This is a genomic window from Clostridium saccharoperbutylacetonicum N1-4(HMT), assembly GCF_000340885.1.
Classification (GTDB): Bacteria; Bacillota; Clostridia; order Clostridiales; family Clostridiaceae; genus Clostridium; species Clostridium saccharoperbutylacetonicum.
This window is the reverse complement of the sequence record NC_020291.1, coordinates 3,642,412-3,657,932: the sequence shown is the minus strand read 5'-3', so window position 1 is coordinate 3,657,932 and position 15,521 is coordinate 3,642,412. Positions and strand designations below refer to the sequence as shown.

Annotated in this window: 13 protein-coding genes; all 13 read left to right on the top strand. The window is 28.5% G+C overall.

The genetic code is table 11. From position 1 onward, the window contains the following. The first annotated feature begins 48 nt into the window (after positions 1–48). Positions 49–918: a methionyl aminopeptidase gene (locus tag CSPA_RS16280; protein ID WP_015393435.1), complete on the top strand. Its 870-nt coding sequence runs from the start codon at positions 49–51 to the stop codon at positions 916–918. A 191-nt stretch (positions 919–1,109) separates the two neighbouring features. Continuing rightward, on the top strand, positions 1,110–3,566 hold the full coding sequence (recQ, locus tag CSPA_RS16275) for a DNA helicase RecQ (protein ID WP_015393434.1): 2,457 nt from the start codon (positions 1,110–1,112) through the stop codon (positions 3,564–3,566). 135 nt (positions 3,567–3,701) lie between these two features. After that, positions 3,702–4,199, top strand: a complete 498-nt coding sequence (locus CSPA_RS16270) for a J domain-containing protein (RefSeq protein WP_015393433.1) — start codon at positions 3,702–3,704, stop codon at positions 4,197–4,199. A gap of 300 nt (positions 4,200–4,499) precedes the next feature. Next, positions 4,500–5,165, top strand: a complete 666-nt coding sequence (gene sigI / locus CSPA_RS16265) for an RNA polymerase sigma factor SigI (RefSeq protein WP_015393431.1) — start codon at positions 4,500–4,502, stop codon at positions 5,163–5,165. Between the two features lie 27 nt (positions 5,166–5,192). Continuing rightward, complete coding sequence (locus CSPA_RS16260; RefSeq protein WP_242838568.1) at positions 5,193–6,155, top strand: anti-sigma factor domain-containing protein; 963 nt, start codon at positions 5,193–5,195, stop codon at positions 6,153–6,155. Next, on the top strand, positions 6,139–6,294 hold the full coding sequence (locus tag CSPA_RS29790) for a hypothetical protein (RefSeq protein ID WP_158399835.1): 156 nt from the start codon (positions 6,139–6,141) through the stop codon (positions 6,292–6,294). The genes CSPA_RS16260 and CSPA_RS29790 overlap by 17 nt, the downstream gene beginning before the upstream one ends. 143 nt (positions 6,295–6,437) lie before the next feature. After that, positions 6,438–8,225: a bifunctional homocysteine S-methyltransferase/methylenetetrahydrofolate reductase gene (locus CSPA_RS16255; protein ID WP_015393428.1), complete on the top strand. Its 1,788-nt coding sequence runs from the start codon at positions 6,438–6,440 to the stop codon at positions 8,223–8,225. Between the two features lie 234 nt (positions 8,226–8,459). Continuing rightward, positions 8,460–9,701: an NAD(P)-dependent oxidoreductase gene (locus CSPA_RS16250; protein WP_015393427.1), complete on the top strand. Its 1,242-nt coding sequence runs from the start codon at positions 8,460–8,462 to the stop codon at positions 9,699–9,701. A 162-nt stretch (positions 9,702–9,863) separates the two neighbouring features. Then, entirely contained in the window at positions 9,864–10,862 is a 999-nt protein-coding gene (locus CSPA_RS16245) for a LacI family DNA-binding transcriptional regulator (protein WP_015393426.1), read from the top strand. A 339-nt stretch (positions 10,863–11,201) separates the two neighbouring features. Continuing rightward, entirely contained in the window at positions 11,202–11,624 is a 423-nt protein-coding gene (locus CSPA_RS16240) for an HIT family protein (protein ID WP_015393425.1), read from the top strand. A gap of 49 nt (positions 11,625–11,673) precedes the next feature. Next, complete coding sequence (locus tag CSPA_RS16235; RefSeq protein WP_015393424.1) at positions 11,674–13,086, top strand: glycoside-pentoside-hexuronide (GPH):cation symporter; 1,413 nt, start codon at positions 11,674–11,676, stop codon at positions 13,084–13,086. Between the two features lie 141 nt (positions 13,087–13,227). Beyond that, positions 13,228–14,628 (top strand): glucuronate isomerase, encoded by a 1,401-nt coding sequence (gene uxaC / locus CSPA_RS16230; protein ID WP_015393423.1) that lies wholly within the window; start codon positions 13,228–13,230, stop codon positions 14,626–14,628. A gap of 219 nt (positions 14,629–14,847) precedes the next feature. Continuing rightward, complete coding sequence (locus tag CSPA_RS16225; protein WP_015393422.1) at positions 14,848–15,489, top strand: bifunctional 4-hydroxy-2-oxoglutarate aldolase/2-dehydro-3-deoxy-phosphogluconate aldolase; 642 nt, start codon at positions 14,848–14,850, stop codon at positions 15,487–15,489. Positions 15,490–15,521: the final 32 nt, after the last annotated feature.

Genomic DNA, 15,521 nt, shown 5'->3' with positions numbered 1-15,521 from the left:
TCTATAGTTCTTTAATATAGATAAGTTTGAAGAGGTGTTATTAAGAAAATGAATTTTGATAGAAATGCAAAATGTTGGTGTGGTAGTGGATTGAAGTATAAAAAATGCCACTTAGAATTTGATGAAAAAATTGAAAGTTATAGACATAAAGGGCATATAGTGCCACCAAGAGATATAATTAAAAGTCCCGAAGATATAGAGGGCATTAGAAAAAGTGCTAAAATAAATAATGAAGTATTAGATTTGGTAGCAAGTAAAATTAAAGCTGGAATGAGTACTGAAGAAATTGATAGATTAGTTTATGACTATACAACAGAAAATGGTGGGATTCCAGCTCCATTAAATTTTGAGGGCTTTCCAAAGAGTGTGTGTACTTCAATTAACAATGAAGTTTGTCATGGTATCCCAGATGAAAAAATCATTTTAAGAGATGGTGATATAGTAAATGTTGATGTTTCAACAATTTTAAATGGATATTACTCAGATGCTTCAAGAATGTTTATGATTGGGGAAGTTGATGAAAAAGCAAAAAGACTAGTTACTGTAGCTAGAGAAACTATGGTTAAGGGAATAGAGGCAATAAAACCATGGGGCTTTTTAGGTGATATAGGAGCTGCTTGTCAAGAACATGCCCATAAAAACGGATATACAATAGTTAGAGCTTTAGGTGGTCATGGGGTAGGTAATCAATTCCACGAAGAACCTTTTGTACCTCATGTAGGCGAAAAAGGAACTGGAATGCTTCTAGTACCAGGAATGGTTCTCACTGTAGAACCAATGGTAAATGAAGGAGATTTTGATGTTTTTGTTGATGAAGTAAATGAATGGACTATATATACAGCTGATGATAAATTATCAGCTCAATGGGAACACACTGTTTTGATAACAGAAACTGGAGTTGAAATTTTAGCTAAGTAAAATTTTGATTTTATATTAATAAAGGTAGGATTGAACTTTTGTCAGTCCTATTTTTATTGTACATAACATTATTAAGTTTAAGAATTGTGAATGATTAAAATATATACAATAGCGTCAATAATATTATTGGGAAATATTAAGTGAGTTGATTTTAGAAATTATAGAATAAATTATTTAAGGAGTATTAATTAATGAATGACTTAGCACTAGCACATGAAGCTTTAGAAAAATATTATGGGTATAAAACCTTTAGAAAAGGTCAAGAAGATATAATAAATAAGATAATAAATGGAGAAGATGTACTAGCCATAATGCCAACTGGAGGAGGTAAATCCATATGTTATCAAATTCCTGCTCTAATATTAGAAGGGATTACCGTAGTTATTTCACCACTGATTTCATTAATGAAAGATCAAGTTGATACATTAAAAGATATGGGTATAAATGGGGCATTAATTAATAGCACATTAAGTTCTGTAGAAGAAAATCAGGTAATTGAACAGCTGCAAGATGGTGAGATAAAAATACTTTATATTGCACCAGAAAGATTAGAATCATTTGAATTTCTTAATGTAATATCAAAATGCTGTATATCACAAATTGCTGTTGATGAGGCTCACTGTATTTCTCAATGGGGACATGACTTTAGGAGTAGTTATAGAAAAATATCAGATTTTATAAACTTGCTTCAAAATAGGCCAATTGTAACAGCGTTTACCGCAACAGCATCTGAAGAAGTTAGAGAAGATATTATTAATCTTCTTAAATTGAAGAATCCAAAAGTTTTTATAACAGGTTTTGACAGAGAAAATTTGCTTATAAACGTAGTTAAAAACGGAAATAAGAAAGAGTATCTATTCAAATATATAGAGAATAATAAAGAAGTTTCAGGGATAATATACGCGGCAACAAGAAAAGAAGTTGATTTAGTCTATGAAATGCTAAATGCTAAAGGATACAAAGTCGCTCATTATCATGCTGGATTGTCAGAAAATACAAGAAAAGAAAATCAAGAGAATTTTATTTATGACCAAGCAAATATTATGGTAGCAACAAATGCATTTGGAATGGGAATAGATAAACCAAACATAAGATATGTAGTTCATTATAATATGCCAAAGAATATAGAAAGTTACTATCAAGAAATAGGGAGGGCTGGAAGAGATGGTGGTGAGAGTGAATGCATATTATTATTTTCACCTCAAGATGTTCAAGTTCAAAAATACTTAATTGAGAATTCAATAGAAAATATTGATAGAAAGAATAATCAATATAAAAAACTACAACAAATGATGGATTTTGTTTATAGCAATGATTGTTATAGAAAATATATTCTTGAGTATTTTGGCGAAACCCATGCAGGAGAATGTAATAAATGCAGCAATTGCTTAAGTGAAGGCGAACTTGTGGATAAAACTATCGAAGCGCAAAAAGTACTATCATGCATTTATAGAATGAAAACAAAATTTGGTATTGGAATGCTAGTTGATGTACTTAGAGGCTCTAAAAATAAAAAGGTTATTCAATTTAATTTTCATGAATTATCAACTTATGGCTTGATGAAAGAGTATTCTTCAGATCAGCTTAAGACTTTTATTAATACTTTAATTTCTCATGGCTACATAAATGTAATTGAGGGAACTTATCCAGTGTTAAGTTTAAATGAAAAATCCCGAATGGTGTTAACTTCACAAGAAAAAGTTGAATTAAAAGAATTTAAGGTTGAACAAAAAGTTAAGGAAGATAACGAATTATTTGAAATTCTTAGAAGAATACGACATGATTTAGCAAGTGAAAATAATGTTCCGCCATATGTTATATTTGGTGATATAACCTTAAAAGAAATGGCATCTAAATTTCCTGTTAATAGAAGTGCAATGCTTAATATTTCTGGAGTTGGGGAAGTTAAATATAGCAAATATGGAAAAGCTTTCGAAGATGTTATAATAGCATTTGTAAAAGAACATAATATTGAAATACCTGATAATAATGTTGAAGAAGAAAAGTCAAATACTGACGAAGTAAATGATGAGGAGTTAAAGTTGGTGGTGACTACAGATTTAACTCTATATAATAAATTAGATATCTTGAGAAAACAACTAGCAAAAAAAGAAGGTGTTTTACCTCAAGCAATAATTACTATGAATACGTTGAAAGAAATTAGTGGTAGATATCCTGATAGCCTTGAAAAATTAAAAGATATAAGTGGAATGGGTCCTAAAAAAATAAGTGAATATGGAGATAGTATTATAAAAATTGTTAAAGATTATATCGATGAAAATCATATTCAGGTAGATTGGATGGAAAGAAAACGAAGAAAAGTCATAATTGATGGAGAACAAAGAGAAAATAATCAAATTGCTATTGATATGCTTAGAGAAAAAATTAATATTCATAAAGTATCAGAGAAACTTGAATTATCAATTTCTACTGTTTTAGGATATGTTACAGATTATATTAGACAATTTGGAGAAAATATTTTTGAAATTGATCTTGATGAATTTTATAGTGAAGAAGATGCAAAATTAATTTCTGCTGCATGTGAAAAGCATGGGTATGAAAAGATAAATGTATTAAAGAAAGAACTTCCGTCTTATATAAAATATGAAAGTATACGATCTGTAATTCTTAAGAAATACTTTTTATAAAATTTGCTTTAAATCATTATATGCTTTGATATATTTTGATATGTGTATTAATAAATTATCTAGAGGTATTAGAATATTAAGAACTTTTATAAATATATTTAATAATGGAAAAATATATTTTGAGGTGTGGTGGTATTGGATCCATATAAAGTTTTAGATATCGATGAAACTGCGTCACAGGACGAAATAAGAGATAAATTTAAATCTATGATTGAAGAATATTCAGAGAATCAAGATGAAACAACAAGGCAAAAAATATTAAGTATAAGTGCTGCATATGAAAAGATTTTAAATGGTGACTTGTATAAAGAAATTAGAGAATTAATTGACAAAAAAAATTTCGTAGAAGCTGAAGCTAAATTGAATTTGATTAATAATGCAAATTCATCAGAGTGGAATTATTTACAAGGATTTATTTCTGTTCAAAAAGGATGGTTTGAAAGTGGGTTAAATTACTTAAAAAAATCAGTTGAGCTGGAACCAGATAATTATGAATATTTAAATAGCCTAAATAAGCTACAATCAAGAATGATTGATTACATGAAAAAATATTCTCAGAAGAATATAAAAGCAAATTCAAATAATATGAATGCTTGTGGCGGAGATAACAGTAATAATGGAGGTATGTGTTAATATATATAATTTATTTAACTTTTATGTTGATATTGGAAAGCTTTTATGTTATTCTATAAAAGCAGTTGGTACGTAAGTGCTAATTTGGAGCTTAGAGTGTCCTTCGCCGGTCTCTAAGCTCCTTTTATTTTTTTATTTAAAAAAATTTTTATTACGTGTTATAATGAATTTGAGTTTCCATTTTATTTGGAAGTGTTAAATAAAGGATTATGAATAAACTTTTTCATTAATTCAATAAAAAGTACCAAAAAGATTAATTTATATTGTATATTATTATGACCGGAGAAGGGAGCGTATGAAATGCTTGAATGTGTTTTAATAGATTTAAATGTTGATAAGAACACAAGTATCAATGAACTTATAGAGAATCATATGCCTTTTATTATTAAAAGTATTTCAGAAGTAACTGGAAGATATGTATCTTGTGAGAATGATGAAGAACTTAGTGTTGGATTGCTAGGATTTCACGAGGCTATTGAAAGATATGATAATGAGAAAGGCCATTTTCTATCATATGCAAAACTTGTTATAGGAAGTAGAATTAAAAATTATTTGAAAAGCGAAAATAAGCATCAACATTCATCTCTTGATGATTTATTAGATAAGGGAGTTGACATAAAAGATGAGTATTTTGAGCCTAAAGAAGATAATAGTTTACTACTAGAACAAATAAACAAGCTTAAAACTGAGATCGGTTCGTTCGGTTTTACATTTGAAGATTTGGTAAATGAGGCTCCCAAACAACAAGCTACAAGAAAAAATGCAATTATGTTAGCAGAACAAATTAGTGTAGAAGAAGAATTTACTTCGTTTATGTATTTGAAGAAGAGATTGCCTATTACAAGAATAGTAGCAAAGTTTTCTGTTACAGAAAAGGTAATAAAAAGAAGTAAAAAATTTATTATTTCTGTGGTTATTATAATTGATAAAAACCTTAATGCTTTAAAAAATTGGATCAGAAAGTAGGTGAAAAAATTGAATAAAGGGATAATAATGGAGATAAAGAAGAATTATGCTATAGCTTTAAATGATGAAGGCTTAATGGAAAAGATAGCTTATAAAAATGATATGAAAATAGGTCAAAAAATATTTTATTTTAATGAAGATATTATAAATAAAACAACAAAGAATGGTTATAAATTTAATGGATTTAAGAAATCATTCGGATCAATTGCTGCATTATTTTTAATTATATTCACCTTCTTTCAGATAATGAGACCACAGGAAGCATTTGCAGTTGTTAGCTTGGATATTAACCCAAGTATACAAATAGAAGCAGATAGTAAACTTAACATCATCAAGGTTGAAGGAGTAAATGATGATGGTAAGAGTATGGATTTTAGCGATATTAAGGATATTCCTCTTGAAAGCGGAATACAAAAAATAAAAGATAAACTTATTGCAAATAATTACCTAGAAAAAAATCATGAAGTTTTAGTTGGATATATGTTTGAAAATGGAAATGATGAGACATATGTGAAAAATTTAGAGGGAGCTATATATTCTTCATTTGATCCAAAACAAGTAACCTTTGTTTCAGGAGATAAAGAGGATGTAAGCAAAGCTAAAGAACAAAATATAAGTTTAGGTAGATATGAAGCAGCAGCTCGTGTAACAGATGAGAAAATAAAGGATAAGATTAAAACAGCTCCAGTTAAGGATATTACTGAAAGTATAAAAGACAGTGAAAATCCAAATCAATGGCAATTTGATGATAATAAAAATGATAAAGCTCCAGCAGTTACTGAGAATCCAGAGGTAAAATCTGATAAACCAGCATCAGATAAACCTAAAATAAATGCTCCATCTGATACAACTGAATCTAATATTGGTTCAAATAAGAGCAATGATAATACTGGTAAAACAGAAACAAAAAATAATATTATAGACTTACAACCAGATGTACCTGCAACAAGTGGTAATAGTAATAGCGGAGCTGGTGGAAATTCTACCTAAAGATAACGGTATTAGTTTAACACCAAATAGTGGAAGTAGTGATAATACTACAAATTCAGGTAAGTCTAAAGAAGAAACTAAAAAAATAGTAATACAAGAACCTACAAAACAAGCAGATAATTCAATTGATATAAAATAATAAATATTGTTAAGTATTTTAAAATAGATTTATCTTGAAAATAGATAAATCTATTTTTGTTTTAAATAAAAATAAGGACGGCATGAGAAATTTATAGTATACTTACTTTAAATATTATTTATAGAAATTGGGGAGATTAAACAATGATAAGAGAATATTTGAAGAAGAATATATTAATATTTGATGGGGCAATGGGCACTTATTATGCTGAATCAACTGGTAATGATATTTCATATTGTGAATTTGCTAATTTAGAGGATAAAGATTCAATTAAAAAAATTCACGAACAATATATTAATGCTGGGGCTAAATTAATTAGAACTAATACTTTCTCAGCCAATACATATGACCTTAATGTATCTTTAGATAAATTACGTGAAGTAATAAAATCAGGAATTGATATAGCAAAGGAAGTTGCTAAAGATAGAGAAATTTATATTGGAGCAAGTATAGGGCCAATAAAGGCAAGTAGTATATTAGATGAAGCACCGGAAAATATATTAAATGAATATAAGTTTATAGTTGATTGTTTTCTTGAAAATAATATTAATGTTTTCGTATTTGAAACTTTTAGTAATTATTCGTATATTGAAGAAATAAGTAAATATATTAAAGATAAAGACAGGAATAGTTTTATATTAACACAGTTTGCTGTTAAACCAGATGGATTTACTAGAGATGGCGTAAGTATTAAGAAATTAATTAATGTGGTCAAGTCTATTAAAGAAATTGATGCTTATGGATTTAATTGTGGTTCAGGTCCAACACATATGTCTGAAATAATTAAAAGCATTAATATAGATAATGATATAGTTTCAGCACTTCCTAATGCTGGGTTTCCTGAATTGATTCATGAAAGAACTGTTTATCCAAATAATCCTAAGTATTTTGCTAAAAAGGTAAATGAGATACGATTACAAGGAGTATCAATAATTGGAGGATGCTGCGGAACAAATCCTAATTATATAAAAGAAATTGTAGCATTAGTTGAAGGAAAATTTGAAAAAATTAAAGTTATAGGTTCAAATAATAAAGAAGAAGTAGTAGAAAAAGAATTTTGCATAGAGAATTCTTTTAGGAGTAAATTAGATAGAAATGAATTTGTGATTGCAATTGAGTTATCTGCACCAGCAGATACTGATATTACAAAACTAATGAATGGAGCTAGAATATGTAAAGAGAATAATATAGATTTAGTAACGATTCCTGATTCTCCGATGTCAAAGGTAAAAGCAGATTCTACAATTATAGCTACTAAGATAAAAAGAGAAATTGGAATTGAAGTTATGCCACATATCTGCTGTAGAGATAAGAATACAAATGCAATAAGATCTTCATTAATTGCTTCACATATTGAGGATATAAGGAATGTATTAGCAGTTACAGGAGATCCGATATCAGATGCAACAAAAATAGAAACAAAAAGTGTATTTAATTTAAATTCATTTAAATTGATGGAATTAATAAACGATATGAATGAAGAATTTTTTAAAGGCGATACTATTCATATTGGTGGTGCCTTGAATTTAAATGTTTTAAATAAAGAAGTTGAATTTAACCGAATGCTTAAAAAAATAGAAAAAGGTGCAAGATTCTTTTTAACTCAGCCAATATATGATGATGAGGCTATTGAATTTTTAAAGAAGATTAAAGAAAAGACTGATGTGAAAATTTTAGCGGGACTTCTTCCAATAGTTAGTTATAGAAATGCTATATTTTTAAATAATGAACTCCCTGGTGTTACAATTCCAGAAAAATATATTAGGATGTTTTCTGAGAACATGGATAAGGAGGAAGCACAAAGAGTTGGAGTAAAGATAAGCGTGGAAATTGGAAAGAAACTCAAAGATATTGCAGATGGTTTATATTTCATTACTCCATTTAATAGAGTTAATATGTTAATTGATATAATTGAAGAAATTAAGAATTAGTTAAAATAGTAAGAGGGATTTTGATGAGAATAGACTAAATAGATGTTTTGACGTTAATTATCTCTTAGTCATATAAATGGAACGTTGTATTTGTATAATAAAGAGTAAATATTTAAATATGCTATCCTATTTGATTAAAAAGGGTAGCATATTTTTTAATAAATAGTTGAAATAAATATAAATATGAGTTACTATGCTTAATGTATAATAAAACAAAGGAGGAATGTTAGATAAATGTCAAATATAGATTTTTTATTAAATGAAGCGTCAAGATGTTTACTATGTAAGGTGCCAAGATGTAAGGATAATTGCCCTATTTATACACCTATACCTGAAATTATAAAACTTTATAAAGAAGGAAAACTTAAGGAAGCTGGAGAAATCTTATTCAATAATAATCCACTTTCTGTAATATGCTCATTAGTTTGTATTCATGAAGATCAGTGTAAGGGTAATTGCGTTAGAGGAATAAAGGGAGAACCTATTAATTTTCATGATATAGAACATGAAATATCAAAAAAGTACTTAGAAGAAATTAGTTTGAGTAATGTACCTAAAGACAAAGATAGAATTGCTATAGTTGGTGGAGGGCCAGCAGGAATAACAATTGCTTTTATTCTTGCTATGAAAGGCTATAAAGTTACTATTTTTGATGCACACGTGAAAATAGGGGGAGTATTAAGGTATGGAATACCAGAATATAGGTTGCCTAAGAAATTAATTGATACACTTGAAGAAAAACTTGTAGAAATTGGTGTTAAAATTAGGCCAAACACTCTTATAGGACCTGTTATTTCTCTTGATAGATTATTTGAAGATGGATATAAGGCTGTTTTTATTGGAACTGGAGTATGGAATCCAAAGACTTTGAATATTAAGGGCGAAACTCTTGGCAATGTACATTTTGCTATAGATTATCTAAAATCACCAGAATATTATTGCTTGGGAGATAAGGTTGCAGTAATTGGAGCTGGAAATGTTGCTATGGATGCTGCTAGAAGTGCTAAGCGAAATGGTGCAAAGGAAGTTACTATAATATATAGAAAAGGCTTCGAGGAAATGTCAGCAACAAAACAAGAAATAAGAGAAGCAAAAGAGGATAATATTAATTTTAAATTATTTAAGTCTCCTATAGAAATAACAGAAGAAGGTGTGAGACTTGCAGTTACTGAAAATGTAATAGATTCTGATGGAAAAATGTTTACTAAAACCATCGAAGGAAAAGAGGAGTTTTTTAATTGCAATTCAACAATTATTGCTGTAAGTCAAACTCCAAGAACTAACATTGTTTCAAATACAACAGAGTTGAATACAAATAGATGGGGATTATTAATAACTGATGAAAATGGAAATACAACTAAAAGAGGAACTTTTGCATCAGGAGATGTAGTGACAGGTGCAAAAACTGTTGTTGAAGCTGTAGTTCAAGCAAAAAGAGTTGCAGAAACTATAGAAAAATATTGCCAAAACAATTAAAATTAATATATTATATATAAATTTAAGTCTATAATAATAGAGGAATTATATTGTTAAATATGCTTATGATTAATATAAGAATTGAATTATAATATATTTTTGCATATTTTATACAATATGGTAGAATAAATTCATAATATTAATAAGGGGTGCAGAGGAGTAATGAGTGTTACTATAAAAGATATTGCAAAATTGGCTAACGTTTCTCATACAACAGTGTCAAGAGCACTTAACAATAGCCCATACATAAATGAAGAAACAAAGGTTAAAATTAAAGCTTTAGCAAAGGAATTAAATTATGTTCCAAATTATAGTGCTAAAAGTTTGGTTTTATTAAAATCATATGTTATAGGAATTTTCTTTTCTTCCATTAGTGAAGGAACTTCAGATACATTTTTCCATGAAATTATTAAAGGTGTAAATAAGGTCATGGATAAAGAATATAATTTAGTCATTAGAGGAATTGATGATTATGAATATTCACATCCAATTGATAATAAAAATTTTGATGGAATAATAGTTGTAAGCCAAAGTAAGAACGATGATAAATTTATAAAAACTATACTAGAAAAAAATATACCAACTGTAGTCATAAATAGAAATATTGATGATGATAAAATAATAAATATTATGTCAGATGATACTAAAGGGTCGTACGATGCTGTTACATATTTTATAGAAAATAATCATAAAAGAATAGCATTAATAGAAGGAAATAAAGAATTTGAATCTAGTTCATATAGAAGAAAAGGATATATAAAAGCATTAGAAGATAATAATATTCCTATTAATGAAGAATTGATTATAAGTGGTAAGTACGATTTACAGAGTGGGTACATAAGCATGAATAAATTATTAGAATTAGATGAAAAACCTACAGCAGTATTTTGTTCTAACGATGATATTGCTGTTGGAGCTATGAAAGCTATATCAGAAAGCGGTTTAAGCGTTCCTGATGATATTTCAATTATAGGCTTTGATGATAGTAATTTTTGTAATTATGTAACACCAACATTATCAAGTGTAAAAAAAGATTCGTTGACAATGAGTAAATATGGAGGCACTTATATTTTAAATCTAATAAATAATAAAGAGATTGATAGAAACAAAGTGTTTATAGAATCAAAGCTTGTAATGAGAAAATCAGTTAAAAAATTATAAGTTGTTTTCTAAGATGATTAATGACAAAATCACTAATTATCTTAGAAAAATTTTTGTTAACGTTAACTAAAACTATTGCATTCTTAATTTAGAAATAATATAATGTTAGAAGTGAGTTATATCTTTATTTAAAATTGTTCACGTTAACAAACCATGTAAACTTATGTTATTTACGTAAACCGTTACTAAGTAAATTATATTGTACAAACATGGAAATGATTGACAAGGATTTAACATAGTATTAGAAAGTAAAGCTTTATATAATTTTAATTGTAAATGTTATATATGTAGTATTTATAATTAAGTTAATATAAATATTAAAATTTGGAGGTAATAAAAATGAACTTTGATGAAAAATGTTTTTATTGTTCAAAGAACGAAGAACTTGATAAGCTAATGATTAAAATATGTGATTTAGAAGTATCAACAGTATATTTGTTTAAAGAACAAACTTATAAAGGGAGATGTAATGTGGTTTTTAAAGAACATAAGAGCGAAGTTGCTGAATTGACTGAACAAGAAGCTAGTTCATTTATTAAAGATGTTCGTAGGGTTGCGCAAGCTATACATAAAGCTTTTACTCCTAATAAAATAAATTATGGAGCATTCGCTGATACAATGAAACATCTTCATTTTCACTTAGTACCCAAATATGAAGGAGGTCCTTCATGGGGAGGAACATTTGAAATGAACCCACAACAAGTGTATTTAAGTGATGAAGAATATAATGAATTGATAGACAAAGTCAAGAAAAATTTATAATAAGTTGTATAAGTCTAAGCATTATAATGCTTAGATAAGGAGGATAAAAATGGAACAATCGAAGAATAGTCAGACTAAAGGTTCTGACAATGGAAATACTAAGTTAAGTTTAAGAGAAAAAATTTCATATGGTTTTGGAGATTTTGGAAATGGATTTATGTTTGACTTAGGACAATCATATCTTACAAAATTTTTTGTAGATACTTGTGGAATTGGTGCTGCAGCTGTTGGTGGAATATTTGCATTTACAAAGATATTTGATGCTTTTATGGATCCATTAGCAGGTTCAATAATTGATGGGAGAAAAGCTGGGAAATCAGGTAAATTTAGACCTGTAATGATGATATCTAGTATAATTTTAGCAATACTAACTGTGATTACATTTACTATGCCAAATATTTCACTTACATCAAAAATTGTATATGGTTATGTAACATATATGATATGGGGGCTTATGTATTCATTTACTAATGTTCCTTATGGATCTCTAGCATCAGTAATGACAAGAGATGTAGAAGAAAGAAGCCAATTGGCAACATTTAGACAAGCTGGATCTCTTGGAGCTCAATTAATAACTGGAGTAGCTTTTGTACCTATTCTTATGATGTTCAATGATAAAAAAATTGGGTATCCTATTGCAGCTGCAGTTATGGCTTGTATAGGAGTTATTTCATTCTTTATTTGTTTCACTAATACTAAAGAACATGTCGTAGTTAATAGAAATGGTAAATCAGAAAAGGCATCTGCGAAAGACTACATTAAAGTAATATTTACAAATAGACCACTATTATGTTTAATTCTTATGCAATTATTCACTATTTCTGCTATGAATACTAATAACCAAATGATGATATTCTTTTGTCAATATAACCTAGGAGATATAGCACTTCAGCCAAAAGTTAACGGTATAATGATTGGATGTTCTGTAATTGGTATATTTGCAATACCATTTTTAGTAAAGAAATTTGGTAAGAAGAAAACTGCAATTTCAGGACTATTGATAGGTATTGTCGCTAATGGATTGAATTTTATTATGCCAACTAATCAAGCAGATCCAACAATTTTCATAACACTTGTAACTATTGGTTATGTAGGATTAGCTATTCCGAATGGGGTGACTTGGGCATTCGTTACAGATGCAATAGATTATGGTCACTGGCATACTGGAATAAGAAAAGAAGGTGTGACATATGCAGCGTTTAATTTCTCAAGAAAGATAGCTCAATCTTTAGCTGCTATTGTAAGTGCAAGTGTATTAGGAATGACTGGATACGTTGCAAATGCACAGCAAAGTGCAGAAACATTACTTGGAATTAAAGGTGCTATGACATTATATCCAGCAGTAGCATTAGCATTGGCTGCTATTGTTGTAGGGGTATTACACAACTTACCAGATGATAAATATAGAAAAGTTGCACAAGATCTTCAAGAAGGTAAATGGGAAAATGGTATGCTTGAATAATAGATTAACATTAAATTAATGTTAATAAAAAAAGTTGCATTTTAATTAAAATACTAATATAATAAAAAAAGATAAATGTTCACGTGAACAATGGCACTATTCCATAATGTTTGCGGAAAATAAAGAGAGAAGGATTTTACTATGAAAAAATTTATGGATGAAAATTTTTTATTATCTAGTGAGGTGGCTCAAAAATTATATCATGATTATTCTGAGAAAATGCCGATCATAGATTATCATTGTCACATTAATCCAAAAGAAATATTAGACAATAAACAATTTGAAAATATAACTCAAGTTTGGCTTTATGGGGACCACTATAAATGGAGACAAATGAGAACTTTCGGTATAGATGAAAAGTTTATAACTGGAGATGGAAGCGATTATGAAAAGTTTTTAGCATGGGCAAAAACAATTTCAATGGCTATTGGAAATCCATTATATCATTGGACACATCTAGAATTGAAGAGATATTTTGGAGTTGAAGAAACATTAAATGAAAAAACAGCACCAGCTATTTGGGAAAAAGTAAATAAAATGCTAAATACTGAAGAATTCAGAGTAAGAGGTCTTATTAAAAAGTCAAATGTTAAAGTGATATGCACTACAGATGATCCAATAGATTCATTAGAATATCATTTAGCTATAAAAGAAGATAAGAGTTTTGATATTAAAGTTTTACCAGCATTTAGGCCTGATAAAGCATTAGGAATTAATAAAGAAACATTTAAAGAATGGTTCAATAAATTGGAAGAAGTTGTTGGAAATAAAATCACAAACTTTGATGAATATTTAGAAGCTTTAAAGAAGAGAGTTGAATTCTTCCATGAAGTTGGATGTAGAGTTTCTGATAATGCCTTAGATTTTGTTCCTGTTGGAAATGCTTCTAAGGAAGAAGTAGCTGAAATATTTGTTAATGTATTAAAGAATGGTAGTGTTTCATTTGAAGCTGAAAACAAATTTAGAGTATTTGTTTTAAAATTCTTTGGAAAACTATATCATGATTTAAACTGGACAAATCAATTTCACATGAATTGTGTTAGAGATAATAATACTAAGATGTTCAAAGTATTAGGTCCTGATACAGGATTTGATTCATTAAATGATACTGAAGTTGCAATTCCACTTTCAAGATTATTAAATGCTTTAAACATGGAAAATGCACTTCCTAAAACTATAATATATAGCTTAAATGCAAATGATAATTCTACTATCGGAACATTAATAGGATGTTTCCAAGGTGATGGAATAAAAGGTAAATTACAATTTGGTTCAGCTTGGTGGTTTAACGATCACAAAACTGGTATGCAAGAACAAATAAAATCACTTGCTAGTTTAGGAATGTTAAGTACATTTGTTGGAATGCTTACTGATTCAAGAAGTTTCTTATCTTATACAAGACATGAATACTTCAGAAGAATACTTTGTAATGTGATAGGTGAATGGGTTGATAATGGCGAATTCCCTGATGATTATGAAGTTTTAGGTAAAATAGTTTCAGATATTAGCTATAACAATGCTAATAATTATTTCAATATGTAAATGAGTTATTTTATAACTTATTAATATATAATTTTGCGCAATTCTCAAGAAAATAAAAATTTTAAATAATATTAAAATCCATCATAATCCCATAATATTTATACCATAATTAATGATTATAATTAACCAACTTGGGAATTGCGCATGTTTAAAAATAAAATGATAAGTTCACATAAGTATTATAGCTGTGAAAATATCGTGATAGTTGAGGCGAAAAAAATGAGAAGAGAAGTAGTATTACAAAAAATTAAAGAAGCTGGAGTTGTAGCTGTAGTTAGAGGCGATTCAAAGGAAGAAGCTATAAAAATAGTTGATGCAGTTTCTAAGGGTGGAATAAAAATCATGGAAATGACTATGACTGTTCCAAATCCTATAGATGTAATTAAAGAAGCTGTAGAAAAATATGAAGGTACAGATATAATAGTTGGAGCTGGTACGGTTTTAGATTCTGAAACTGCAAGGGCTTGTATTTTAGCGGGAGCACAATTTATTGTTAGTCCATATTTGGACGTTGAAACTTTAAAACTTTGCAATAGATATAAAGTTTTAGTTATGCCTGGAGTAATGACTGTAAAAGATGCAGTTACTGCTTTTGAATACGGGGTTGATGTTGTTAAAATATTCCCAGCTAATCTTTATGGACCATCTGTAATTAAATCATTTAAAGGACCACTTCCTCAAGGTGATTTTATGCCAACTGGTGGAGTAACAGTAGCTAATTTACATGAGTGGATTGAAGCTGGAGCTGTTGTTGTTGGTACTGGTGGTGATTTAACTAAAGGAGCAAAGACTGGTGACTTTGAATTAGTTGAAAAGACTGCTAAACAATTTGTAGAAGCGTTTGAAAAAGCAAAGAAGTAGAATTATCTTACAAGTGTAAAATAGTTAGATAT

What these genes read in the sequence shown, in the direction of transcription:
- CSPA_RS16280 (WP_015393435.1), top strand. Translation starts at nt 49, where the DNA reads ATGAATTTTGATAGAAATGCAAAATGTTGGTGTGGTAGTGGATTGAAG.
- recQ (WP_015393434.1), top strand. Translation starts at nt 1,110, where the DNA reads ATGAATGACTTAGCACTAGCACATGAAGCTTTAGAAAAATATTATGGG.
- sigI (WP_015393431.1), top strand. Translation starts at nt 4,500, where the DNA reads ATGCTTGAATGTGTTTTAATAGATTTAAATGTTGATAAGAACACAAGT.
- CSPA_RS16260 (WP_242838568.1), top strand. Translation starts at nt 5,193, where the DNA reads ATGGAGATAAAGAAGAATTATGCTATAGCTTTAAATGATGAAGGCTTA.
- CSPA_RS16255 (WP_015393428.1), top strand. Translation starts at nt 6,438, where the DNA reads ATGATAAGAGAATATTTGAAGAAGAATATATTAATATTTGATGGGGCA.
- CSPA_RS16250 (WP_015393427.1), top strand. Translation starts at nt 8,460, where the DNA reads ATGTCAAATATAGATTTTTTATTAAATGAAGCGTCAAGATGTTTACTA.
- CSPA_RS16245 (WP_015393426.1), top strand. Translation starts at nt 9,864, where the DNA reads ATGAGTGTTACTATAAAAGATATTGCAAAATTGGCTAACGTTTCTCAT.
- CSPA_RS16240 (WP_015393425.1), top strand. Translation starts at nt 11,202, where the DNA reads ATGAACTTTGATGAAAAATGTTTTTATTGTTCAAAGAACGAAGAACTT.
- CSPA_RS16235 (WP_015393424.1), top strand. Translation starts at nt 11,674, where the DNA reads ATGGAACAATCGAAGAATAGTCAGACTAAAGGTTCTGACAATGGAAAT.
- uxaC (WP_015393423.1), top strand. Translation starts at nt 13,228, where the DNA reads ATGAAAAAATTTATGGATGAAAATTTTTTATTATCTAGTGAGGTGGCT.
- CSPA_RS16225 (WP_015393422.1), top strand. Translation starts at nt 14,848, where the DNA reads ATGAGAAGAGAAGTAGTATTACAAAAAATTAAAGAAGCTGGAGTTGTA.